This is a genomic window from Actinoplanes sp. KI2 (genome assembly GCF_025630775.1).
In the GTDB taxonomy this organism is placed as follows: domain Bacteria; phylum Actinomycetota; class Actinomycetes; order Mycobacteriales; family Micromonosporaceae; genus Actinoplanes.
Genome location: NZ_JAOSZE010000011.1, coordinates 141,488 through 162,663, shown reverse-complemented (window position 1 = coordinate 162,663; position 21,176 = coordinate 141,488). Strand labels below are relative to the sequence as shown.

The following is a 21,176-nucleotide window of genomic DNA, read 5'->3' as shown; positions in this document are numbered from 1 at the left end:
ACCCAGCCACCGATCGAAAACAGCGCCTTTCCGCCACAGCGCCCCGGTCACGGACGAGATCCGCCACGCCGGTCACTCCGCTGCGAAGGATCCTCCATCGACGTACCAGCCGTCCCGGAGCACCGGGACCACGCTGCTCACGTCGACCGCCGAGGCCACCGAGACGTCGCCCTCGAAGCCGAAGCCGCGCAGCTCACGCCCGCTGACCGACTCGCGGAGGGCGTCGCCGAGACCCTCCGCGACGCCGCGGTAGGCCCACATCGCCGCGCCGGCCTCGGGCGAGAAGCCCTTGTCGTTCCCGCCGCCGAGTCCGTCGTTGCCCCCGGCGAGCCCGTGCAGGAACGCGCCGGCGCCGAGCAGGTCCTCGATCGCGGGCCGCAGCGAGCCGTCCGGCCACCGCTCCCCCGACGCGACCACCCCGACCGGCCGGTCGCCGGCCCGCTCCCGCACCCAGGCCGCGGCGGCCGCCGCGTTGCGCAGCGACACGCCGACCACGGTCACCCCGGCGTCGGCGAGCCGGACCGAGATGGCCGAGCCGTTCGGCGACGGCAGCACCAGCCGGTCGATGCCGTCGGCGCGCAGGTTGGCGTGCAGGATGCTTTCCGGCGAGAGGGTCACCTGGCCGGGGCCGGCCTCCTTGCGGAGCACCGCGAGCATCGCGCCGTGCCGGCGGGCCACGTCCACCGCGGAGTCGTCGCGCCACCGGTACGGCAGCACGTGCAACCCCTGCTCGATCGCCACGGTCAGCGTCGTGGTGAACGAGAGGACGTCGATCACGGCGACGAACGCGGCGCCCGGCGCGACCGCGTCGGCACCGACCGGACCCCAGTCGAACCGCACCCGGTAGCCGCCCTGCCCGTCAGCGAGGCTCATGGCCTCATGCTGCCAGCCCGGGACGCATCGTCGCGAATGAATCTCATGGCGGTCCGCCGACCGCCTTCAGATCGAAGCGCCAGTCGTGGCAACGGATCGGATTGCCTTTCGGGTACTCGAAATCCGTCTCGCCGAGCAGGTCGAAGCCGGCCTTGCGGCAGACCGCGTCGGACGCCGCGTTGCCGACCTCGGGAAACGCGTGCACGAACCGGCGCCGGCCGTCGGCCGCGGCCAGGCCGATCGCCGCGAGGGTGGCGCCGACGGCGATGCCCCGGCCCTGGAAGCCGGGCAGCACCTTCCACCCCATCTCGTAGACGTCGTGGCCCTGCCACTCCCTGTCCCAGAAGCCGACCGAGCCGATCGGGTCGGGATCGTCGGCGACCATGATGAGGAAGAAGCCGGTGGTGCCGTCACGCACCCCGTCCAGGATGCGCTTGTGCCGTGCCGCGATCGACTCCTCCGACTCGACGCCGCCCAGATGCGCCTGCATCTGCGGGGTGTTCGCCCGGCGCGCCAGGATCGGACCCCGTTCGTCCCATGGCTCCAGCCAGAAGTTCGTCATGGGTTCACTCTGCAATGGGGGTACGACAGTTTCCTCAGAAGATCGTCTCGAGGATGTCCACCACTCGGTGGTCCTCGTCGACCACCGGAAGGTGCCGCCATTTGTCGAACGCGGTGCACGGATGCGAGATCCCGAACCGGATCAGGTCGCCCGGAAGGAGCCCATCCGCCGCCAGGTAGGTGTGGTGATCGTTCAGTTTGGACACCGCCATGGCGGGCGCGTCGACCGTCCGCCCGCCGCGCCGGACCTCGATCGGCACCGGCAGCCCCTCGTCGAACGGCGCGTCCCGCTTGCCCATCCCGCAGATCGCCAGGCCCGGCTCCGGCGTCGAGAGCACCTGCGCCCAGATCTCGAGCGCGGCGGTCAGCGGGCCCTCCGCCGGCACCCGCCGGAACGGCGTACGTTCCCGATAGAAACCGTCGTCGTGGGTGACCGACGCCCCGCTGCGCAAGATCAGGCGCAGGTCGCGCGGCAGCGCGGCCAGCCGATCGACGACCCGGTCGAACCACGCGCTCCCACCCGCCGACACCAGCGAGAACCCGATCCCCGCGACCCTCAGCCGGGCCACCCCGGCCACCAGCAGGTCGAGGAAGTCGTCCACCTCGCGCTGGGTGGCCAGCTGGCCCTCGTACGCGGTCACCCCGACCAGTTCCAGCCGTGGCGCGTCCTGCGCCGCGCGGGCCACCGATTCCAAGGCTTCGAGCGTACGTACGCCCGTGCGCCCACCCGCATGACCGAGCTCGACGAACACCCGCAGGCGTCCGGTGTCGATCGCCGCGGCGGCCGCCACCGCCGCCGCCGAGTCGACCTGGAAGTAGATGTCGTCCTGGGCGGCGAGCCAGCGCAGCGCGGCCGGATCGAGCACCTCGTTCGCGATCAGGATCCGGCCGGCGCCGAGTTTGCGCAGCACGAGCGCCTGGTTCGGGGTGGCCACCGTCATTGCCCAGGCGCCCGCGTCGAACTGCGCCGCGATCAGGCCGGGCGCCATCGTGGTCTTGGCATGCGGCGCGAAGTCGAAGCCGTGCCGCGCGCAGTAGGCGGCCATCGTCGCGATGTTCGCGTACGCCGCCTCCCGTCGCAGCGCCAGCACCGGCCAGGTGAAGCCCCCGCCGAACAGGCTCGGCTTCTCCTTGGCGTAGTCGGCGGCGGTGCGCTCCCCCTCGGGCAGGAAGAACCCCTTGCTGCGCCAGTCGACCCGCGGCTCCGGCACGTCCACGTCGCGCTCCCTTCGTCGTGCCTCAGAGTTGCCTCGGAGTTGCCTCAGACTTGCACGACGAGCCGCTTTCCGCGCAGATCTGTGCGCTGCCAGGCCGTCTCGATGTCGCTGAGCGGCACCCGTTCGAGCGCGAAGGTGAGCTGACCGGTCCGCGCCCACTCGACGACCTGGCCGTAGGCCGCGCCCATCGTCTCGGGGCCGAGACCCTTGGCGGCGCCGTAGATCTCGACGCCCGAGGTGCGCAGGCTCTCGGCGGAGAGGTGCAGGCCGGCGCCGGCCACCTCGCCGATCTGCACCAGCCGCAGCGGTGCCGGGAAGGCGAACGTGTCGGGGACCATGGCGCGCAGCAGGAGCTCGGTCGGCCGGCCCCAGAGGAAGTCGACGACCACATCGGTGCGGCTCTCGGCGTACGCAAGAAGGAGGTCTTGATCGTCGAGGGTGGTATTGATCACCTGGTCGGCGCCGAGCTCGCGCAGCTGCTCGTCGTCCCGCCCGGTGGCGACGATCCGGCCGGCGCCGAGCAGCCGGGCCACCTGCACGGCCAGCCGGCCGGCGACCCCGGTGGCGCCCTGCACCAGCACCGACTCGCCCGGTTGCAGGCCGGCCGCGACCTTCATGGACATGGCGGTGATCGCGCTGGGCAGGACGGTCGCCGCCGCGGGGTCGAGGCCGTCGGGTATCGCCGCGTAGGCGCCCTCGCGGATCACGGTGCGCTCGGCGAGCGCGCCGTAGGGCGGCCGCGGGTTGCCGAAGCCGACCAGCCGGCCGTCGGGCAGCGTGCCGATGCCGTCGAAGCAGGGGATGGCCGGTAGCTCCGGCATCATCGCCCGCCCGGCGAAGTGGGTGCCGGCCGCGACGGCGCGATCGACGTTCTCCACCGCGACGGCCTTGACCTCGATGAGCACCTCGCCCTCGCCGGCCACCGGGTCGGGAAAGTCCTCGTACCGCGGGACCCCGTCGCGCTCGTGCAGAACCGCTGCCTTCCTGTCGCCTCCCCTGTCTCTAACACCGTTAGAGGACTCTAACACTGATAGGGTGCGGCGCGTGGCCCTGGATCGTGCGCGGATCGTCGCGGAGGCGGTGGCCCTGCTCGACGCCGACGGCCTGGACAGCGTCACGCTGCGCAAACTGGCCTCGCGACTGGGGGTGCAGGCGCCGACGCTGTACTGGCACATCCCGAACAAGGCGGCCCTGATCACGGCCATCGCCGAGGAGATCCTGACGCCGCTGCCGGCCTCGGCCATCGGCGCCGACGAGCGCTGGCAGGACTGGCTGATCGGGTTCGCGGGCGGGCTGCGGCGGGCGCTGCTCGCGCACCCGGACGGTGCCCGGATCATCTCGATTGCCCAGATGTCCCGAAATATGGCCTCATTGTCGGAGCTGGCGATGAGCACGCTGGTCGCCCGTGGGGTGCCGTTGCACCAGGCACGAGTCATGGTGCTGACCGTGGAGCGGGTGACGATCGGCTTCGTCCTGGAGGAGCAGGCCCCGCCGCCGGACACCGAGGGTTTCGATCTGGACGCCTACACGGCGGCCTACCCCACGGTGATCGCCGGAATCACGGAGTACTTCAAACCGGGCCGGACGGTCGACGACCTGTTCCTGGAGTGCGTGACCCTGGTCGTCGAGGGCCCGTCGGTCACCGGGAGCGGATGAGGCGCTTGACGCTGAGGGCAGCCTCGCGGGCCACTGCCTTCGGGGCGTTCTCGGCGAGAACTGCCGGGCTTGGCCGTTACTGCCTGGGTCGGCCGCCGTCGGTAAGCGGGGGCGGCGCGGGGAGGCGGGGGTCGCTGCAGTAGGCGTCGGCGGCCTGCTGCACGGGGCCACCGGCGGCACTGATGGCGGCGATGTCGTCGAGCAGGGTGACGTCGGCGGGGTCCAGTTGGTCGTAGTGGACCGGGATGAGGCCCCACGCGTCCCAGGGCAGTGTCTCGACTCGGTTGAGGGCGGCCAGATCGCGGATGACGTTGCCTTGGACCTCCCACAGTCCGGTCAAACCGGCCGCACTGGTGCCGATGCGGTCCAGGTCCCGGCCGCCGGTGCGGCACTCCTGCCAGGCCTGGCCTCCGACGAGGAACGCGTCGCGGGGCACATCCAGCGGGTCGATGTCGGAGTCGGTGTAGGTGCCCTTCGGCGCGCCGGCGATCTGGGCGTCGACCAGGTGCCAGCCGCGGTCGTCGTGCCAGACCTCGGTCACCCAGTGATCGTCGAAGAAGCCGCCGGTGAAGTAGCCGGCGAAGCCGGCGCGGGCGCGGGCCGGGATGCCGGTCTCGCGGAGCATCGCGCAGAGCAGGACGGCGAAGTCGCGGCACGTGCCGGCAAAGCGGTCCTCCGGGCGGCGCTCGTCGAGCGTGCCGAGCTGGGCGAGGATCGCCGCAACAGATCTGGTGTTCGCCTCGTCGCGGCGCCGCTCGGGAAGGGTGAACCCGAACCGCTCGGTCCCGTCGCGGTGTACCAGGAGACCGCCGAGCACCTTCGCCAGCGTCGCGACATCGGCCGGCAGTGCCCTGAGCAGGTGCGCGGCGGGACCGGGCTCGGTCAACCGGCCGTGCCGCCGGTAATAGTCAAGCTCGTCCATAGTCACGGCAGATTAGCCGGACGGTACGACATTGTTCCTACACGGAGGGGTTGTAGGCGAGAATCCCGAAGCGCGCGCGCATTTATCTGCGCAGGTCGGCGGTCATCTCATGGAGCTCGGCGAGGCGGTCGGGCAGCGTGCGGGGGTTGCCGGGGGCGGCGGGGCGGGCGTCGCCGGGGCGCGGGCCGGACAGCGGACGGTAGTTGACGCCCAGCGCGTCGAGGTGTCGCAGGTGGGGCTTCAGCCGGTCCAGGAAGGCCGGGAAGTCGCGATCGGGCGTGGACCACACCGCCTCCGCGAAGGCGCACAAACGGGGATACGTCATGTAGTCGACCCGCCGCGGGGACTCCATGTGCTCGGTCCACACGTTGGCCTGGCCGCCCAGGATGTGGGCGGCCTCGGACTCCGTCAGGCCGTGCGGGACCGGGTCGAAGGCGTACACGTCGGCGAGGGTCAGCAGGGTGCCGACCGGGGTGGGCTCGCCGGGGTCGTCCGACTGGCGGTAGTCGAGATAGCACGAGATGTCGGGGCAGGAGATGACGTCGAAGCCGGCCTTCGCCGCGACCACCGTGGGACGACGGCCGCGCCACGCGGCGAGCACGGCGGTGGGCGGTGCGCCGCGGGTCAGCAGCTCGTCCCACCCGAAGACGCGCCGGCCCAGCGAGCCGAGGAACGCCGCCATCTGCCCGGTGAACCACGGTTGCACCGCGGACGGGCCGTCGAGGCCCAGCCGGGCGAGATCGGGGCTGCCCACCCACTCGTCGGCCGGGCATTCGTCGCCGCCGATGCCGATCAGCTCGGCGGGGAAGATCGAGCAGACGTGCGCGAGCACGTCGCGGCAGAAGGACAGGGTCTGGTCGGACATGTTCAGCACGTGGGTGGAGATCCCCCAGGACGTGCGTACGGGTCCGGACCAGCCATTGCCGAGCGCCGGATAGGCCGCGATGGCCGCTTGCATGTGGCCCGGCATGTCCACCTCGGGGATCACGGTCACGAAGCGCTCGGCCGCGTAGGCGACGATCCGTCGCAGGTCGTCGGTCGTGTAGAACCCCTCGTGCGGACGGTCGTCGTAGCGGTCGTGCACGCGCGCGCCGAGCATCGTCGCGGACCGCCGGGCGCCCACCTCGGTGAGCCGCTCCCAGCCGGGCACCTCGATCCGCCAGCCCTGGTCGTCGGTCAGGTGCAGGTGCAGGTGGTTGAGCTTGTGGAAGGCGGCGAGGTCGATGAACCGCAGCACGTCGGGGACGGGCATGAAGTGCCGGGCCACGTCGAGCATCACCCCGCGCATGCGGAACCGCGGGGCGTCGACGACCCGGCCGACCGGCAGGCGGCCGCCGTCGCCGTCGAACAGCAACTGGCGCAGGGTCTGCGCGCCGTAGAAGACGCCCGCCGGGGAACCGCCGGCGATCACCACCCCGTCGGGGGCGGTGCTCAACGCGTACCCCTCAAGCGGTTGATTTTGGTCGATCGTCAGGCGGAGGCCGCCCTCGCCGGGCGGGAGGGGCAGCGAGATCGCGTCCCGGAGCCAGGCGGCGACCGAGTCGAGGCCGTCGTCGAAGGCCACGTGGGCGCCGGCGCCGAGCGCGAAGTTCTCGGCGCTGAGCTGTACGGACGTCGGCCGAGGGAGCACTCGCACCTCCGTAGGGGACCGGGTTCGGATATAGTTTGTTGATCTAGGCAGGGTTGTCAACGGAGACGGGCGAATGACCTGGGACCTGCTGCTGACCGGCGGTGACCCGGTCGACGTCGCGGTCCGCGACGGCGTGATCGCGGCAACCGGTTCGAGTCTCCCCCGCGACGCGCACACCGTGGTCGACCTCGACGGCCACCTGGTCACGCCGGGCCTGATCGATCTGCACACGCACGTCGGGCCGGGCTACTGGGGCATCGAACCCGACCCGATCGCGTGGTACACCGGCGTCACGACCTGGGTCGACGCGGGCACGACCGGCGCATACACCTTCGACGCACTGCGGACGAAGCGGACGGACGTGCGGGTCGCCGTGCTGCTCAACATCGCGGCGACCGGGCTGGCCGGGCGCACCGGCGAGTGCCGCGACCTGGCCAACTGTGACGTTCCGCGGGCGGTCGACACGATCCAGCGGCACCGCGACACGATCCGCGGCATCAAGGTGCGGATGGATCGGGAGACGGTCGGCGACAACGGGCTGGAACCGCTGCGCCGCGCGCTCGAGGCCGGCGAGCGAACCGGAGTCCCGGTCATGGTCCACATCGGAGTCCCGCCGCCGCCGGTCGACGAGGTGCTCGACCTGCTGCGCCCCGGCGACATCGTCACGCACTGCGCCAGCGGGCTGGCGTCGCCGCTCGGCCCGGCGCTGCGCGCGGCCGTCGACCGCGGCGTGCTGCTCGACATCGGGCACGGCTCGGGCGGGTTCGCCTTCGACATCCTCGAACGGCAGCTGGACCTCGGCATCCGGCCGACCACGATCTCGACCGACCTGCACGCCCGGTCGCTGCACGGGCCCGCGTTCGACCTGCCCACCACGATGGCGAAGCTGCTCGCCTGCGGCCTCCCGCTGGCCGAGGTCGTCGAGGCGGTCACGATCCGGCCGGCCCGAGCGCTCGGCCTTCCCGGCGGGACCCTGGACGTCGGCGCACCGGCCGACCTCGCCGTCTTCGAGGTGCGCCACGAGGACTTCGAGGTGACCGACGCGCACCTCCGCACGAAACGATCACCCATGCGACTGATAAACCTGATGACGTACGCCAGGGGACGCGCACTGCCGCCGAGGCTGCCGCCACCCGTACCGGGGTGGATCCCGCTCACCGACGCGCAACGCGCGGCCCTGGCCCGCCGCGACCGCGACGTCCGCGCCCTGTTCGGCACCCCGCTGGTCGGCGCGGACGGCCTGGACGACCAGTTCCCACGAGAGCACCGGAGGCCCTGACATGCCCAAGCGCGCGATCAAAGCCGACAAGGCGGCCCCGGCCGGCGGCCCCTACTCGCACGCCGTGATCGCCGGCGACACGATCTACCTGGCCGGGTCGGTGCCCGCGCTCCCCGACGGCACCCGCGTCACCGGCAGCTTCGCCGAGCAGGCGCACGCGGCGTTCCGCAACCTGGCGGCCTGCGCGGAGGCGGCCGGCGCGAGCCTCGACGACGCCGTCCGGGTGGGTGTCTACCTGCGCGACTTCGACGACTTCGCCGAGCTCAACGAGATCTACCCGCAATACATCAAGGGCGACCATCTGCCGGTACGCACGACCCTCCCGGTCCCGCTGGTCGGTTTCGACATCGAGATCGATGCCATCCTCTACGTGGGGTGACCCATGCTGCAGGTGACGCCGAACGGGCCGTGGACCAAGGACGTCCACCCGAACCTGCCGATCTCGCTCACCGAGGTGCTGGCCGAGCTGCGGGAGTGCTTCCGGGCCGGCGCGACCGGCGTACACCTGCACGTCCGGGATGAATCCGGTGCGGAGACCCTGCGGCCCGAAGTCGTGAACGAGACCTGCCGCTGGGTGCGGGCGCTCGCCGCCGAGGAGGGGGTCGCCGCCGAGATCGGGCTGACCACCGGCGAGTGGATCGTGCCCGGCCTGGCCGAGCGGATCGCGATGATCCGCGAGTGGGAGGGCGTCGACTGCGCCACGGTCAACCTCTCCGAGGCCGGCTTCGAGTCGGTCATGACGGCGATGCTCGACGTCGGGATCGGCATCGACGTGGGGCTGTGGGCGCCGGCCGAGATGCGGGCGCTGCTCGCCTCCGGCCTGCTGCCGCGGGCGCAGCGGGTGAGCATCGAGCTCGATCCCGGCGAGCCGTACTTTCTGATCGGGGAGCCGTCCGCGATCGCCCAGGAGGTCAACGACGCCCTGGACGAGGCAGGCTCGACCTGCCCGCGGCTCACCCACGGCATGCGCGACTGGACGTGGCCGCTGGTGGCCGACGCGTTCCGGCGCGGGCACGACACCCGGGTCGGCTTCGAGGACTCGATCTATCTGCCGGACGGGTCGATCGCGCCGAGCAACAGCGCCCTGGTCCGGGCGGCCCAAGCTCTGCGGTCCTGACCCGGTCCCCGACGCCGGCCGTTCATTGCCAGGGTGACCAGGGCGACCGCCGTGAGCAGGGCGCCCACCAGGGCCAGCGGCCGCGATCCGAGCTGCGGCAGCAGCGCGCCGCCGAGCAGCGAGCCGGCCGCGATGCCCGCGTTGAAGGCGGTGCTCACCCCGGCCGAGGCCAGGTCGGTGCTCCCCGGCGCGACCACCAGCATCCGGCCCTGCACGCTGGTGGCGAACGCCGCATACGCAAACCCGCTTCCGGCCACCAGCACCACGGCCGCCGCCGGCCGCGGGCCCAGCAGGAACAGGCCGGTCAGCGAGCTCACCCCGACGCTGAGCGCCGCCAGCAGCGTCCCGATCGGATGCGGATCGAGGGTGCGGGACACCACGAACGCGCCGGCCGTTCCGGCCAGCCCCGAGACGAGCAGCAACGCGGGCAGGGCCGACTCGGCGAAGCCGCTGACATCCAGCAGGAACACCGTCAGGTACGTGGTGAAGGTGAGGAACCCGGTGATCGCGATCGCGATCCCGGTCAGCAGCGCCCGGAACGCTCGCCGGTCGGGGGCGGTGCCGCGCGCCGCCCCGCCCGCGCTCGGCCGATAAGACGGGATCAGCGCGACCACGGCGACGGTCGCGAGCACGCCGAACCCGGCCATGAAGGCGAACGCGGCCCGCCAGCCGGCCTGCTGCCCGATCCACGTGCACAGCGGGACGCCGAGCACCGGCGCCAGGGCCGGGCCGGTCGCGAACAGCCCCACCACCCGGCCGCGGACGGCCACCGGGAACAGCCCGCTCGCCACCGGGGCGACGATCGACCAGAACAGCGCCTGGGTGAGCGCGGTGGCCAGCCGGGCGACGGCCAGCACGGCATAGGTGCCGGCCAGCGCGCCGGCCAGGTTGGCGACGGCGAACAGCAGCAGGGTGGCGCCGAGCAGCCGGCGCCGCGGGATGTGCTGGGTGAGCAGGGTCAGCGGGATCGAGGTGAGAACGACGACGATCGCGTACCCGCCGACCAGCAGGCCGATCTGCGAGCGGGACCGGTGCAGGTCGTCGGCGATCAGGGTGAGCAGGCCGATCGGCAGCAGTTCGGTCGAGACGAACGCGCAGGCGGCCAGCGACAGCACGATCAAAGCAGCCCACGCCCGGCGCGGCGCGACCTCCGGCGTCACGCGGTCTCCCTCCCCGAGCCTCCGACGCTACTGTCTTCCCCGGACCGGCTCTACAGATTAAGAAGGAGGGCGATGACCAGCAGAGCCGGGGCGCAGAGCAGTGTGGACAGGAAGATCGCGTCGCGGGCCAGGACGAGCGCGGTCTCGAACCGCTGGCCGTAGAGGAAGACGTTCTGCGCGGTCGGCAGGGCGGCGAGCACGGTCACCGCGTACGTCTGCTCCCGGCTCAGCCCGAGCACGACGGCCAGCAGGAAGGCGATCGCCGGCATCCCGGCGACCTTCAGCGCGACGGCGGCGACGGTCGGCACCCGGTCGGGGCCGGCGGCGAGCACGCGGCGGCCGGAGAGCGACATGCCGAAGGCGATCAGCACCATCGGGACCGCGGCGTGACCCATCGTGGTGATCGGGGCGGCGATGACCGCGGGTAGCCGCAGACCGGTCACGGAGAAGAGCGCTCCCACGAGAACGGCGACGATCATCGGGTTGCGCAGCGGGGCCAGGACCGTGCTCCGCCAGGACGCGTGGCCGGTCGCGGCGATCTCCAGCAGGGCCAGCGCGAGCGGCGTGATGATCAGCAGCTGGAGCATGATGATCGGCACCACCAGGGCGGCGTCGCCCAGCACGTACGTGGCGATCGGGATGCCGATGTAGTTCGCGTTGACGTAGCCGGCCGCGAGCGACCCCATGATCCGCGTGCCCCGGTCGCGGCCGCGCGTGAACAGCGGGTGGACCGCGAAGCAGGCGAGGGCGGCGGCGGTCGACACGAGCAACGGCTCGCTGAACAGGACCCGCAGGTCGGCGCCGGCCACGCCGGTGAACAGCAGGCAGGGGTTCAGCACCGCGTACACGATCCGGCCGGCCACGGCCTCGGCGTTCTCGGGTAGCCCGGCCCACCGCCGCGCCGCCCAGCCGACCAGCACGATGACGCCGATGAGCACGAACCCGGACAGTGCCGAGATCATGGGTTCGTCATGGCTCTCCGTCTATGTCCATATCGCGGTAGCCTGCTGCAGTGACGGATCGTATGCCCAACGTGGGAGACGTGGCGGCGATCCCGTTGCGGGGCGGCTACGGTGCCTGTCAGGTCACCGGTCTCGGTCCGACGGCGTGCGCGCTCGACTGGTTCTCCACCGACCTGCCGGAGCTCGACCGGCTGGCCTCGTGCCCGCCGCTCGTCCTCGACCATCACGCCCTCCGGGGCCAATCTACCGAGGTCAACATCGTCGGTGACGAGCCGCCCCCGCCCTGGTGGACCTGGCTGGGCCAGCTCACCCTGGCGCCCGGCCTGGGCACCCGGGTCGGCGACCACGCGGACTGGGGATGGCTGGCCACCCAGATCGCCGCGCAGCGCCGCTGGGATTGCGACCTGCCCCCCGAGGCGCGGCAGGCCTACCGCGCCGGCACCGGCAAGGCGACGACGCTGCTGGACCTGACCGCCGACGGCTCGGCCCTCACCGACCTCGACCACCTCCCCCGCTGCACCTCGCTGGCCTGGTCGGGCCCCGATCGCGGCCTGCGCGCGGCCCTCGCGGCCCACCCGATCGTCGGCGACCTGACCTGGGTGGAGCCCCCGCCGGACGTCGACCTCACCGGCACGTACCTCACCCGCCTGCGGCTGTCCGGCGGGCAGGTACGGTCGCTGCGCCTGCCGCCCGGCATGGCGACGCTCAAGCTCGACGACGACGCCCCGGTCGCCGCGGTGTCCGCCGCCGACGACGGGCGCTGGCTGCGCCTGGTCGCCGACCACGCCTGGATGCCTCGCGGCCTGACCGGCCTGCGCGACCTCGAGCTGACCGGCGACGGCACGATCTCCGTGGCCGGTCTGGCCGACCTGCACGACCTGCGCCGGCTGCGGCTGACCTGGCGGTCGGCCCCGGGCCGGCTGACCGACGCGGCCGCCCTGGCGAGCGTGTCCCGGTTGGCGGACATCCGGCTCACCGGCGCGTACGGGATGACCGACCGCACCCTGCCCGAGCTGCCGTCCCTGCGCTGGCTGGCCTGCGCGGGCCTGTACCGCAAGGCGGCCGCCGCGATCGAGAACCGCTACCGGGACGCCGACGTGCGGCTCGACATCAGCGACGTGGAAGCCGAGTGGCGCGAGTACTGACCCCGTTCGCGGCGCCGGGGGCGAACCGTTTGCCGAAGGCAGCGGATCAGCAGTTTCCGTCGTGGTTGGATCACGGGTAACAGCGGGGAAACGTAGGGCTGCGAGCATCGCGGGGATCCAGGGAGGTTCGGTTGTTCCTCAGCCAGCACGAACAGGAACGCCTGCTCATCCACGTCGCGGCGGAGGTGGCCCAACGCCGGCGGGGCCGGGGGCTGAAGCTCAATCATCCGGAGGCCACGGCGATCATCACCGCCTTCCTGCTGGAGGGCGCCCGGGACGGGCGGACCGTGGCCGAGCTGATGGACGCCGGGCGGCGGGTGCTCACCCGGGAGGACGTCATGGAGGGTGTGCCCGAGATGCTGAGCGAGGTGCAGGTCGAGGCGACGTTTCCGGACGGGACCAAGCTCGTCACCGTGCACGGGCCGATCGCATGATCCCCGGCGAGGTGTTCCCGGGCGACGGCCCGATCGAGATCAACCCGGGGCGGGCGGTGGTCCGGCTGACGGTGCGCAACACCGGGGACCGGCCGGTGCAGGTCGGGTCGCATTTCCACTTTGCGGAGTGCAATGCGGCGCTCGAGTTCGACCGGGACGCGGCGTGGGGGCAGCGGCTGGCCGTGCCGGCCGGGACGTCGGTACGGTTCGAGCCGGGGATGCCGCGCGACGTCGAGCTGGTCGCGCTGCGCGGGAACCGGGTGGTGCCGGGGCTGCGCGGCCTCGCGGGCGGTCCGCTGGACGCCGTGCCCGACACTGCGGCGAGCGCCGCGGCGGAGACTCCCGTCGCCGCCCCCGACGCCGAGACTGAGCACACGTTCGAGCCCGAGAACGGGAGCCCGCGATGACCAGTCTGGATCGGGGACGGTACGCCGCCCTCTACGGGCCGACCGCCGGGGACCGGATCCGGCTGGCGGACACCAACCTGCTGATCGAGATCGAGGAGGACCGCAGCGCCGGGCCGCAGCCCGGGGACGAGGTGGTCTTCGGCGGCGGCAAGGTCATCCGGGAGTCGATGGGACAGTCGCGGGCCACCCGCGCCGAGGGCACACCGGACACGGTGATCACCGGGGCCGTCGTCGTCGACCACTGGGGGATCGTCAAGGCCGACATCGGGATCCGGGACGGCCGGATCGTGGCGGTCGGCAAGGCCGGCAACCCGGACACGATGGACGGCGTGCACCCCGAGCTGGTGATCGGGCCGGGCACCGAGGTCGTCGCCGGGAACGGGAAGATCGTCACGGCCGGCGCGATCGACAGCCACGTGCATCTGATCAGCCCCACCATTCTGGACACGGCGCTCGCCGCCGGCATCACCACCATCATCGGCGGCGGCACCGGCCCGGCCGAGGGCACCAAGGCCACGACCGTGACACCCAACCAGTGGCACCTCGCGCGGATGCTCGAGGCGATCGACACCTTCCCGATCAACGTGCTGCTCCTCGGCAAGGGGAACACGATGTCCGAGGAGTCGATGTGGGAGCAGCTGCGCGGCGGGGCGGGCGGCTTCAAGCTGCACGAGGACTGGGGCACGACGCCCGCGGTGATCGACGCCTGCCTGCGGGTCGCGGACGCGTCCGGGGTGCAGGTCGCGATCCACACCGACACGCTGAACGAGGCCGGGTTCGTCGAGGAGACGCTGCGGGCGATCGGCGGGCGATCGATCCACGCGTATCACACCGAGGGTGCCGGGGGCGGCCACGCGCCGGACATCATCACCGTCGCCTCGCACCCGAACGTGCTGCCCTCGTCGACCAACCCGACCCGGCCGTACACCCGCAACACGCTCAGCGAGCACCTCGACATGCTGATGGTCTGCCACCACCTGAACTCGGCCGTGCCGGAGGACCTGGCGTTCGCCGAGAGCCGGATCCGGCCGTCGACGATGGCGGCCGAGGACCTGCTGCACGACCTCGGGGCGATCTCGATGATCGGGTCGGATTCGCAGGCCATGGGACGGGTGGGCGAGGTCATTCTGCGGACGTGGCAGACCGCGCACGTGATGAAGGCCCGCCGCGGCGCGCTGCCCGGTGACGGCGCGGCCGACAACCAGCGGGTCAAGCGCTACGTCGCGAAGTACACGATCTGCCCGGCGGTGGCGCACGGGATGGCCGACCAGGTCGGCTCTCTCGAGCCGGGGAAGCTCGCCGATCTGGTGCTGTGGGACCCGGCGTTCTTCGGGGTCCGGCCGGCCCTCGTGATCAAGGGCGGCATGATCGCGTACGCCCAGATGGGTGACGCCAACGCCTCGATTCCGACGCCGCAGCCGATGCTGCCGCGCCCGATGTTCGGCGCGTACGGGGTGGTGCCGGCTCAGACGTCGCTGGCGTTCGTCGCGCCGGCGGCGATCGACGCCCTCCTCGGCGACCGGATCAGCGTGAAGCGGGCGCTCTCCCCGGTGGCGGACACCCGCCGGGTGAGCAAGACCGACCTGCCGCTGAACGACGCGCTGCCGCGGATCGAGGTGGAACCGGACACGTTCACCGTCCGCATCGACGGCGAGGTCATCGAACCCGATCCGGTGACCGAACTGCCCATGGCCCAGCGTTACTTCCTGTTCTGACCATGAGCCTCGCGACCCTTCTCGTGCTGGCCGACGGGCGGCTGCCGGCCGGCGGGCACGCCCACTCGGGCGGGCTCGAGGCGCAGGTCGCGGCCGGGCGGGTCGGCGACCTCGACGACGTGGCCGGCTTCCTCCGCGGGAAGCTGCACACCACCGGGCTGGTGGCGGCGGCGTTCGCGGCGGCGGCCTGCCGGCGGCCCGGCGAGTGGGCCGCGCTCGACGACGGGCTCGACGCGCGGACCCCGTCGCCCGCGCTGCGGAAGGCGTCGCGGGCTCAGGGGCGGGCGCTGCTGCGGGCCGGGCGGGCGATGTGGCCGCTGCCGCCGGCCGGGCGCGATCCGCATCAGCCGACGGCGCTGGGGATTCTGGCGTACGCCGCCGATCTCGGGCCCGCGGAGGCGGCCGTCGCAGCGGCGCACGGGGTCACGACCGGGGCGGCAAGCGCGGCGGTGCGGCTGCTCGGGCTCGATCCGTACGCGGTTCATGGGCTGATCGCGCGGCTCGCCCCGGAGTGCGACCGGATCGCGGCGGAGGCGGCCCGCAGGGCGGACGAGCCGGTCGACGATCTGCCGGCGGCGGGCGCTCCGCTGCTCGACATCGGCGCCGAACACCACGCGACCTGGGAGGTGCGTCTTTTTGCCTCATGACCACGAACACGGCGCGACCGGCGGGGCCCTGCCCCGCCCGTCGGACAACTACGAGCCGGTGCCGCACAGCCACCCGCACCCCAAGGTAGATCCGCACCAGCCGCTAGCCGGCGGGCCGCGGGCACTGCGGGTGGGCATCGGGGGGCCGGTGGGATCGGGGAAGACTGCCCTGGTCGCGGCCCTGTGCCGGGCTCTCGGCGCGGAGCTGCGGCTGGCCGTGGTGACCAACGACATCTACACCACCGAGGACGCGGACTTCCTGCTGCGCAACGGGGTGCTGCCGGCCGAACGGATCCGGGCGGTGGAGACCGGGTGCTGCCCGCACACGGCGATCCGCGACGACATCTCGGCCAACCTCGACGCGGTCGAGGAACTGGAGGGCACGCTCGGGCCGCTCGACCTGGTGCTGGTGGAGAGCGGCGGGGACAACCTGACCGCCACGTTCAGCAAGGGGCTGATCGACCGGCAGATCTTCGTGGTGGATGTGGCCGGTGGGGACAAGGTGCCGCGCAAGGGCGGCCCCGGGGTCACCGCCGCCGACCTGCTGGTGATCAACAAGACCGACCTGGCGCCGCTGGTCGGCGCCGACCTCGCGGTGATGGAGTACGACGCGAAGGCTCGCCGGGGCGACCTGCCCACGGTGTTCCTCTCGCTGGTCGAGGACCGCACCGCCGCGCCGGTCGCCGAGTGGATCCGCGGGCTGGTGGGCGCGCAGGCGCCGGGGACCTGATGCGGGCCGGGGCGCGGATCGTGGCCGAGGCGGACGGGCGCGGGGGCACCCGGCTCACCGTCCTGCGCGGGGAGTCGCCGCTGCTGCCGCGCCGGACCGGCGGCCGGGGCGAGGCCGGGGCGACCGTGCACCTCGTGGGCGGGGCGGCCGGGCCGCTGCGCGGGGACGACCTTCGCCTGGAGATCGCGGTGGGTCCGGGGGCGCGACTGACCGTCCGCAGCGTGGCGGCGCAACTGGCGCTGCCCGGGCGGGCCGGGTTGCCGGCCTCGCGGTTCGAGATCCGGGCCACGGTGGCGGGCACGCTGCGGTGGCTGCCCGAGCCGCTGATCGCCGCGGCCGGGTGCGACCACGTGCTGAGCACCCGGGTCGACGTCGCCGCGGGCGGCACGCTGCTGTGGCGCGAGGACCTGGTGTGCGGGCGGCATGCCGAGCCCACCGGGGAGGTCCGGCTGTCGACGACGATCCGGTACGGGGGCGCCACGCTCTACCGGCACGACCTTTCGGTCGGGCCGGACGCCCGGTCGGCGGCCGTGCTGGGCGAGCATCGGGCGGTCGGCACCTTGATCGCGGTGCCGGGACTGTCCGGCGACTTCCCGGCCGGCTTCCCGGCCACGAACCGGGCCGCGATCATGCCGCTGGCCGGCCCCGGAGTGCTGGCCACGGCGGTCGGTGCGGACATTCGCGAGGTGCGGGCGGTTCTCGATCCGCTCGATGCTCGGGAAGGTGGGGCGGCCGGCATCCCCGCCGACATCCCGGCCGACATCCCGGCCGACATCCCGGCCGACATCCCGGCCGACATCGCGGCCGACATCGCGGCCGACATCGCGGCCGACATCCCGGCCGCTTGAGCCGGCCGCCGCCGGGGTGAGTTACGCGGCGACCGCGATGGGCACGCCGTGGCTGTCCGTCAGGGCCAGGCGGGTGTGCAGGTCGCCCTGCTGGGAGACCCGGGCGAAGTACTCCGAGCGGCGCCGCTGCAGGCAGCCCTTCCGGGTCCGCGGGCCGCCGGCCGCCACCGTCAGCAGCTCCGGGGCCAGGGAGCTGTTCAGCCCCTCGCGCAGCAGCTGCAGCGCCTCGGTGCGGAGCTGGGAGATCCGGGACTCGGTCACGCCCAGCCGCTCCGCCACCTCGCTCAGCGGCTGTTCCTGCAGGAACGACTCGGTGACGACCAGCCGCAGCCGCTCCGGCAGGGCCTGGATGGCCTGATGCAGATAGCCGAGCCGCTCGCGCTTGAGCAGCAGGTCCTCGGGGCCTTCGGAGAGCTCGGGGACCATCTCCTCGGCGGCGCCGGTGGGGAAGCCCTGCAGGCTCAGCAGGGCGGCCTTCTGCACGTCGTCCTCGACGGTCGCCAGCTCGGCCACGCCGATGCCCAGCATCTCGGCCACCTCGGCGTCGGTGGGGGTGCGGCCCAGGGCCGCGGTGAGCTCCTGCCGGGCGGACGCGGTGCGCCTCGCCCTGGCCCGTACCGAGCGGCTCGCCCAGTCCTGCCCGCGCAGCTCGTCCAGCAGGGCGCCGCGGATGCGGACGGCCGCGAAGCGGTGGAAGGGGATGCCTCGGGTCACGTCGAACGATCGGGCCGCGCCGAGCAGGGCAGCGAACCCGGCCGAGGACAGGTCGTCCGCGTGGACATGACCCGGTACCCGGTTCTGCAGTTCCCGGACCAGGTGGCCAACCATCGGCATGTGTTCGCGGACGAGGTCCTCGATGTCACGCGCGGACGGCGCGTCGTGGGTCGTGCCGATGGTGGCGGGGAGCTCGGTCGTGGTCGTCACGTGGTCCTCCTCGCTCATACGACCGGTGGTGAAAACCGGCTGACGAGGAAGACTTTTGCCGCCGAAAGGTGCAGCGGCGGCCGAACTCGGTTGCTTTTGGGGTGCTTTTTGCGAGAAACGCTCAGGTATCAGGCGGTGAGGGCAGCGTTCTTGACCAAGCCCGCGAGCTCGTCGTGCACCCAGTGCATGCGGCGGACGGCCATCTCCGGGTGATCACCGAACTCGGTGGCCACCTCGGCCGCGCACCCGTCGCTGCCGTGCAGCAGGATCATCGCGGTGACGGCCTGCTCCACTGCTCGTCTGTTGGGGCGCTCGGACGGCTGCAGGCTGGAGACGAACAGCGCCTCCGCCGCCAGATCCTTGACAATGCTGATCATTTTGATCGGACTCCCCGATGTACGACTTTGTCGACCCCTGCTGGAGCGATTCTCGCCGGTGCGGCGCGCGCCCGGTGGCTGCCACGCCCGAGGCGGTCGTCTTATCGGTCGCCAGGCATGCAGATCTCGTCGCCGATCGCTCCGGAAAGTGCCTGCTCACATCGGTTTCACCCTAACGCGGTGATCGACCGCCCGGCTCGTGGTTTTCGGCCGGGCGGCCGATCGGAAACATCTGGCCGGCTAGCAACCGCCCGGGGCGTCCGGGTCGCAGTCCAGCGTGGCCGTGGGCGGCGGGCTCGCCGGGCTGGTGGTCGGCTGGACGATCGGATCCGTGGTCGTCGCCGTCGGGGTCGGGGTCGGCGACGCCTCACTGCTCTTCGGGGTGGGGAAGATCGGGGTCTGGGTGGACGTGGTCCCGGTGGTCGGGACGGTGGTCGCCTCCGTGGCGGTCGGGCCGGTGGTCGCCACGGGCGCCGTGGTGACCGGCGCCGTGGTCGGCGTGATGTGCACGATGCCGCTCGGGTCGATCGAGATGCCGGGCACCGGCGTGGTGCTGGCCGACGCCGTCGGGCCGAGCCGGACGTGGCCGTTGGACAGGTGCTCCACCTGACGGGACGGCTCGCCGGGCTTCGCCGACACGAACGTCTCGCAGGTGCGGTTGTTCAGCATGAACGCCAGCGGCGGGGTGTTGCTCTGGACGTACTGCCCGGTGATCGGGACGTTCAGCGTGGTCTGCGGGTTCAGCGGCGCGCTCGAGGTGACCGTGATCGCCCGGTCGGCCTGGGTCAGCACGGACTTGCCGCCGCCGGTGACGGTCTGGTCGCCCGGCATGATGAACCACAGCTTCCAGTTGTCGACCGGGACATCATCCCGGTTGGCCAGCGTCACCTGGGCCTTGAACTGACCGTTCGCATCCGACCAGACGGCGTAGCTGACCACGCACTTGCCGGTGGCGGGCACGACCGACGGTTGCGGCGTGCCGCCGGCCCCCGCGTTCGGGTTCAGGTTGCTGACCAGGCTCCACGAGTAGGTGCCGGCGCCCAGCAGCAGGACGAACCCCGCGGCGACCAGGATCCGGCGCGTCTTCTCCTTGGCGCTCTTGTTCCCCTTGACGCCGGCGGTCGACTCGTCGCCCACGGCGGGACGCAGCGGAGCGCTCATCACGACCGGGCCGGACGGCAGATCACCGAACCTGCTGTGCCGGGCCGGCGGCACGGCCATCTCCTGCTGCATCGGCGCGGGCTCCCGGCGGATCACGTCCGGGTACGACCGCTGTGCCGGCAGGATCGTGGTGTCCTCGGCGTTCCGGGCCCAGTCCGGCACGTACCCGCTGGCCACCATCGGCGCGCCCGCGGCGATCTGGGCCAGCACGTGCGCGAGCTCGGCGCTGGACGGCCGGTCCGCCGGGTGCTTCTCCAGGCAGCGTCCGACCAGGGCGTCCACTGCGGGCGGGAGGCCATCGACCGGCGGGAGCGGGTCGGGCTCCACGTACTGGTGGGCACGCAGCAGCGCGGTGGTGGTGCCGACGTCCCAGGGCAACTGCCCGATCAGCGTGCGGTAGATCAGCAGGCCCACCGCGTACACGTCGGTGGCCGGGCTCACCTGGCCGCCCTCGAGGCGCTCCGGCGCGAGATACGCCGGCGTGCCGAGCAGGCTGCCGTCGGGGTCTATATCGTTCTCCCCGATCAGCGCCGAGATGCCGAAGTCGACCACCTTGGCGCCGGTCTGGGTCAGCATGACGTTGGCCGGGGTGACGTCGCGGTGCACGATGCCGCGCGCATGCGCGGCCGCGAGCGCCGCGGCGACCTCGGCGGTGATTCCGACCGCGTGCTGCCAGGGCAGCCGGCGGGTCCGGGCCAGGACGGCGGCGAGCGACTCGCCGTCGATCAATTCCATGACGACGTACGGGACGGGTTCGCCGTCGACCGTGGTGGCCTCGCCGTAGTCGTAGACGTTCGTGATGTTCGGGTGGGAGAGCCGGGCGGCGGCCTGGGCCTCAGCCCGCAGCCGGCGCCGGAAGGCCGGGTCCACACTGGTCGACGGCGGCAGCACCTTGACCGCGACCTGTCGCCCGAGGACCTCGTCGAACCCTCGCCACACCACTGACATCCCGCCGGCGCCGAGCCGTTCCACCAACCGGTATCTACCGGCCAGCAGGCTCGATCCGGGCAGGTCCGTCGTGCTCATGTGCCCCCACATGCGCGCTCCGAAGAAACGCCGGGTCACACCGCCATGTCACCCGACGCCGGGGTTCGTCCCCGCCTCCTTCAGACCGGGCGTTCCCCATCGACGGCGAGGATGTTAGCCCACCCCGGCCGCTATCACGAGATGTCGACACCGGGCGCCACCTGCGGATCGTTACGGACCGTTTCCCGGCATATGCCAACCGTCGGGGCACGGCGAGCGGGCCGAAAAGTCGGATCTAGGACTCATTTCCCCGCCACTTTGCCCGAAATTTGCAAATATTTATGGTTGAAAGCGAAAGGTCGATAGTGCAGCTTTCTGAAGGTCCACCATGGACCAGTACACAATCTGTCGTCAATACGTCACGGAAAGACATCAGCTCCGTAAT

The 21,176-nt window shown here is 72.3% G+C and carries 21 protein-coding genes and 1 pseudogene; 11 read left to right on the top strand and 11 right to left on the bottom strand.

What is annotated here, in order from left to right; genetic code table 11:
- Nucleotides 1–72 precede the first annotated feature (72 nt).
- Genes ODJ79_RS13990 through ODJ79_RS13975 form a run of 4 tightly spaced genes read right to left on the bottom strand, consistent with a single transcriptional unit; the run spans nt 73 to nt 3,574 of the window.
- The gene (locus tag ODJ79_RS13990; protein ID WP_263023843.1) at nt 73–873 is read right to left on the bottom strand and encodes a 2-phosphosulfolactate phosphatase; all 801 of its coding nucleotides are present in this window, start codon (nt 871–873) and stop codon (nt 73–75) included.
- Nucleotides 874–916: 43 nt separating this feature from the next.
- Nucleotides 917–1,435 (bottom strand): GNAT family N-acetyltransferase, encoded by a 519-nt coding sequence (locus ODJ79_RS13985; protein WP_263023842.1) that lies wholly within the window; start codon nt 1,433–1,435, stop codon nt 917–919.
- Between the two features lie 34 nt (nt 1,436–1,469).
- On the bottom strand, nt 1,470–2,651 hold the full coding sequence (locus ODJ79_RS13980; RefSeq protein ID WP_263023841.1) for an alanine racemase: 1,182 nt from the start codon (nt 2,649–2,651) through the stop codon (nt 1,470–1,472).
- Nucleotides 2,652–2,695: 44 nt separating this feature from the next.
- Nucleotides 2,696–3,574 (bottom strand): zinc-binding alcohol dehydrogenase family protein, encoded by an 879-nt coding sequence (locus tag ODJ79_RS13975; protein WP_263023840.1) that lies wholly within the window; start codon nt 3,572–3,574, stop codon nt 2,696–2,698.
- 121 nt (nt 3,575–3,695) lie between these two features.
- Between ODJ79_RS13975 and ODJ79_RS13970 the strand changes: the two genes are divergently transcribed.
- A complete protein-coding gene (locus ODJ79_RS13970) occupies nt 3,696–4,307 on the top strand; it encodes a TetR family transcriptional regulator (protein WP_263023839.1) in 612 nt (203 codons plus the stop codon).
- Between the two features lie 76 nt (nt 4,308–4,383).
- Here the strand turns inward: ODJ79_RS13970 and ODJ79_RS13965 are convergent, their stop codons facing one another.
- Together ODJ79_RS13965 and ODJ79_RS13960 are read right to left on the bottom strand one after the other, a co-directional pair.
- Nucleotides 4,384–5,229, bottom strand: a complete 846-nt coding sequence (locus tag ODJ79_RS13965) for a transglutaminase-like domain-containing protein (protein WP_263023838.1) — start codon at nt 5,227–5,229, stop codon at nt 4,384–4,386.
- An 82-nt stretch (nt 5,230–5,311) separates the two neighbouring features.
- Nucleotides 5,312–6,859, bottom strand: coding sequence for a beta-N-acetylhexosaminidase (locus ODJ79_RS13960; protein ID WP_263023837.1), 1,548 nt, complete (start codon nt 6,857–6,859; stop codon nt 5,312–5,314).
- Nucleotides 6,860–6,932: 73 nt separating this feature from the next.
- Between ODJ79_RS13960 and ODJ79_RS13955 the strand changes: the two genes are divergently transcribed.
- Genes ODJ79_RS13955 through ODJ79_RS13945 form a run of 3 tightly spaced genes read left to right on the top strand, consistent with a single transcriptional unit; the run spans nt 6,933 to nt 9,255 of the window.
- Nucleotides 6,933–8,138 (top strand): amidohydrolase/deacetylase family metallohydrolase, encoded by a 1,206-nt coding sequence (locus tag ODJ79_RS13955; RefSeq protein ID WP_263023836.1) that lies wholly within the window; start codon nt 6,933–6,935, stop codon nt 8,136–8,138.
- Nucleotide 8,139: 1 nt separating this feature from the next.
- Complete coding sequence (locus ODJ79_RS13950) at nt 8,140–8,517, top strand: RidA family protein (RefSeq protein ID WP_263023835.1); 378 nt, start codon at nt 8,140–8,142, stop codon at nt 8,515–8,517.
- A 3-nt stretch (nt 8,518–8,520) separates the two neighbouring features.
- Entirely contained in the window at nt 8,521–9,255 is a 735-nt protein-coding gene (locus tag ODJ79_RS13945; RefSeq protein WP_263023834.1) for a 3-keto-5-aminohexanoate cleavage protein, read from the top strand.
- Here the strand turns inward: ODJ79_RS13945 and ODJ79_RS13940 are convergent.
- Nucleotides 9,183–10,415 (bottom strand): MFS transporter, encoded by a 1,233-nt coding sequence (locus ODJ79_RS13940; protein WP_263023833.1) that lies wholly within the window; start codon nt 10,413–10,415, stop codon nt 9,183–9,185. The two genes, ODJ79_RS13945 and ODJ79_RS13940, sit on opposite strands and share 73 nt — an antisense overlap.
- A gap of 50 nt (nt 10,416–10,465) precedes the next feature.
- Nucleotides 10,466–11,377 (bottom strand): AEC family transporter, encoded by a 912-nt coding sequence (locus ODJ79_RS13935; RefSeq protein ID WP_263023832.1) that lies wholly within the window; start codon nt 11,375–11,377, stop codon nt 10,466–10,468.
- A gap of 50 nt (nt 11,378–11,427) precedes the next feature.
- Here ODJ79_RS13935 and ODJ79_RS13930 point away from each other — a divergent pair, with 50 nt between their 5' ends.
- From ODJ79_RS13930 to ODJ79_RS13900, 7 genes and pseudogenes are all read left to right on the top strand, one after another.
- A complete protein-coding gene (locus ODJ79_RS13930; protein WP_263023831.1) occupies nt 11,428–12,522 on the top strand; it encodes a hypothetical protein in 1,095 nt (364 codons plus the stop codon).
- 131 nt (nt 12,523–12,653) lie between these two features.
- A complete protein-coding gene (locus ODJ79_RS13925; protein WP_263023830.1) occupies nt 12,654–12,956 on the top strand; it encodes an urease subunit gamma in 303 nt (100 codons plus the stop codon).
- Nucleotides 12,953–13,258: pseudogene (locus ODJ79_RS13920) on the top strand (urease subunit beta); the annotation flags it as partial. The gene ODJ79_RS13925 and the pseudogene ODJ79_RS13920, both read left to right, overlap by 4 nt.
- A 101-nt stretch (nt 13,259–13,359) precedes the next feature.
- Entirely contained in the window at nt 13,360–15,078 is a 1,719-nt protein-coding gene (locus ODJ79_RS13915) for an urease subunit alpha (protein WP_263023828.1), read from the top strand.
- A gap of 2 nt (nt 15,079–15,080) precedes the next feature.
- Complete coding sequence (locus tag ODJ79_RS13910) at nt 15,081–15,725, top strand: urease accessory protein UreF (RefSeq protein ID WP_263023827.1); 645 nt, start codon at nt 15,081–15,083, stop codon at nt 15,723–15,725.
- Nucleotides 15,726–15,753: 28 nt separating this feature from the next.
- Nucleotides 15,754–16,455, top strand: a complete 702-nt coding sequence (gene ureG, locus ODJ79_RS13905) for an urease accessory protein UreG (RefSeq protein WP_411267315.1) — start codon at nt 15,754–15,756, stop codon at nt 16,453–16,455.
- Nucleotides 16,455–17,303, top strand: a complete 849-nt coding sequence (locus tag ODJ79_RS13900) for an urease accessory protein UreD (RefSeq protein WP_263023826.1) — start codon at nt 16,455–16,457, stop codon at nt 17,301–17,303. The genes ureG and ODJ79_RS13900 overlap by 1 nt, the downstream gene beginning before the upstream one ends.
- A gap of 21 nt (nt 17,304–17,324) precedes the next feature.
- Here ODJ79_RS13900 and ODJ79_RS13895 read toward each other — a convergent pair whose 3' ends face one another.
- The 3 genes from ODJ79_RS13895 to ODJ79_RS13885 all read right to left on the bottom strand — a co-directional run bounded on the left by ODJ79_RS13895 (nt 17,325) and on the right by ODJ79_RS13885 (nt 20,791).
- Entirely contained in the window at nt 17,325–18,227 is a 903-nt protein-coding gene (locus ODJ79_RS13895; RefSeq protein WP_263023825.1) for a sigma-70 family RNA polymerase sigma factor, read from the bottom strand.
- Nucleotides 18,228–18,355: 128 nt separating this feature from the next.
- Nucleotides 18,356–18,604 (bottom strand): hypothetical protein, encoded by a 249-nt coding sequence (locus ODJ79_RS13890; protein ID WP_263023824.1) that lies wholly within the window; start codon nt 18,602–18,604, stop codon nt 18,356–18,358.
- 240 nt (nt 18,605–18,844) lie between these two features.
- Nucleotides 18,845–20,791 (bottom strand): serine/threonine-protein kinase, encoded by a 1,947-nt coding sequence (locus ODJ79_RS13885; protein WP_263023823.1) that lies wholly within the window; start codon nt 20,789–20,791, stop codon nt 18,845–18,847.
- Between the last annotated feature and the right edge of the window lie 385 nt (nt 20,792–21,176).

Coding starts and splice junctions, on each gene's coding strand:
- ODJ79_RS13900 (WP_263023826.1), top strand. CDS start 16,455: ATGCGGGCCGGGGCGCGGATCGTGGCCGAGGCGGACGGGCGCGGGGGC.
- ODJ79_RS13935 (WP_263023832.1), bottom strand. CDS start 11,377: ATGATCTCGGCACTGTCCGGGTTCGTGCTCATCGGCGTCATCGTGCTG.
- ODJ79_RS13985 (WP_263023842.1), bottom strand. CDS start 1,435: ATGACGAACTTCTGGCTGGAGCCATGGGACGAACGGGGTCCGATCCTG.
- ODJ79_RS13890 (WP_263023824.1), bottom strand. CDS start 18,604: ATGATCAGCATTGTCAAGGATCTGGCGGCGGAGGCGCTGTTCGTCTCC.
- ODJ79_RS13915 (WP_263023828.1), top strand. CDS start 13,360: ATGACCAGTCTGGATCGGGGACGGTACGCCGCCCTCTACGGGCCGACC.
- ODJ79_RS13965 (WP_263023838.1), bottom strand. CDS start 5,229: ATGGACGAGCTTGACTATTACCGGCGGCACGGCCGGTTGACCGAGCCC.
- ODJ79_RS13950 (WP_263023835.1), top strand. CDS start 8,140: ATGCCCAAGCGCGCGATCAAAGCCGACAAGGCGGCCCCGGCCGGCGGC.
- ODJ79_RS13885 (WP_263023823.1), bottom strand. CDS start 20,791: ATGAGCACGACGGACCTGCCCGGATCGAGCCTGCTGGCCGGTAGATAC.
- ODJ79_RS13910 (WP_263023827.1), top strand. CDS start 15,081: ATGAGCCTCGCGACCCTTCTCGTGCTGGCCGACGGGCGGCTGCCGGCC.
- ODJ79_RS13990 (WP_263023843.1), bottom strand. CDS start 873: ATGAGCCTCGCTGACGGGCAGGGCGGCTACCGGGTGCGGTTCGACTGG.
- ODJ79_RS13945 (WP_263023834.1), top strand. CDS start 8,521: ATGCTGCAGGTGACGCCGAACGGGCCGTGGACCAAGGACGTCCACCCG.
- ODJ79_RS13955 (WP_263023836.1), top strand. CDS start 6,933: ATGACCTGGGACCTGCTGCTGACCGGCGGTGACCCGGTCGACGTCGCG.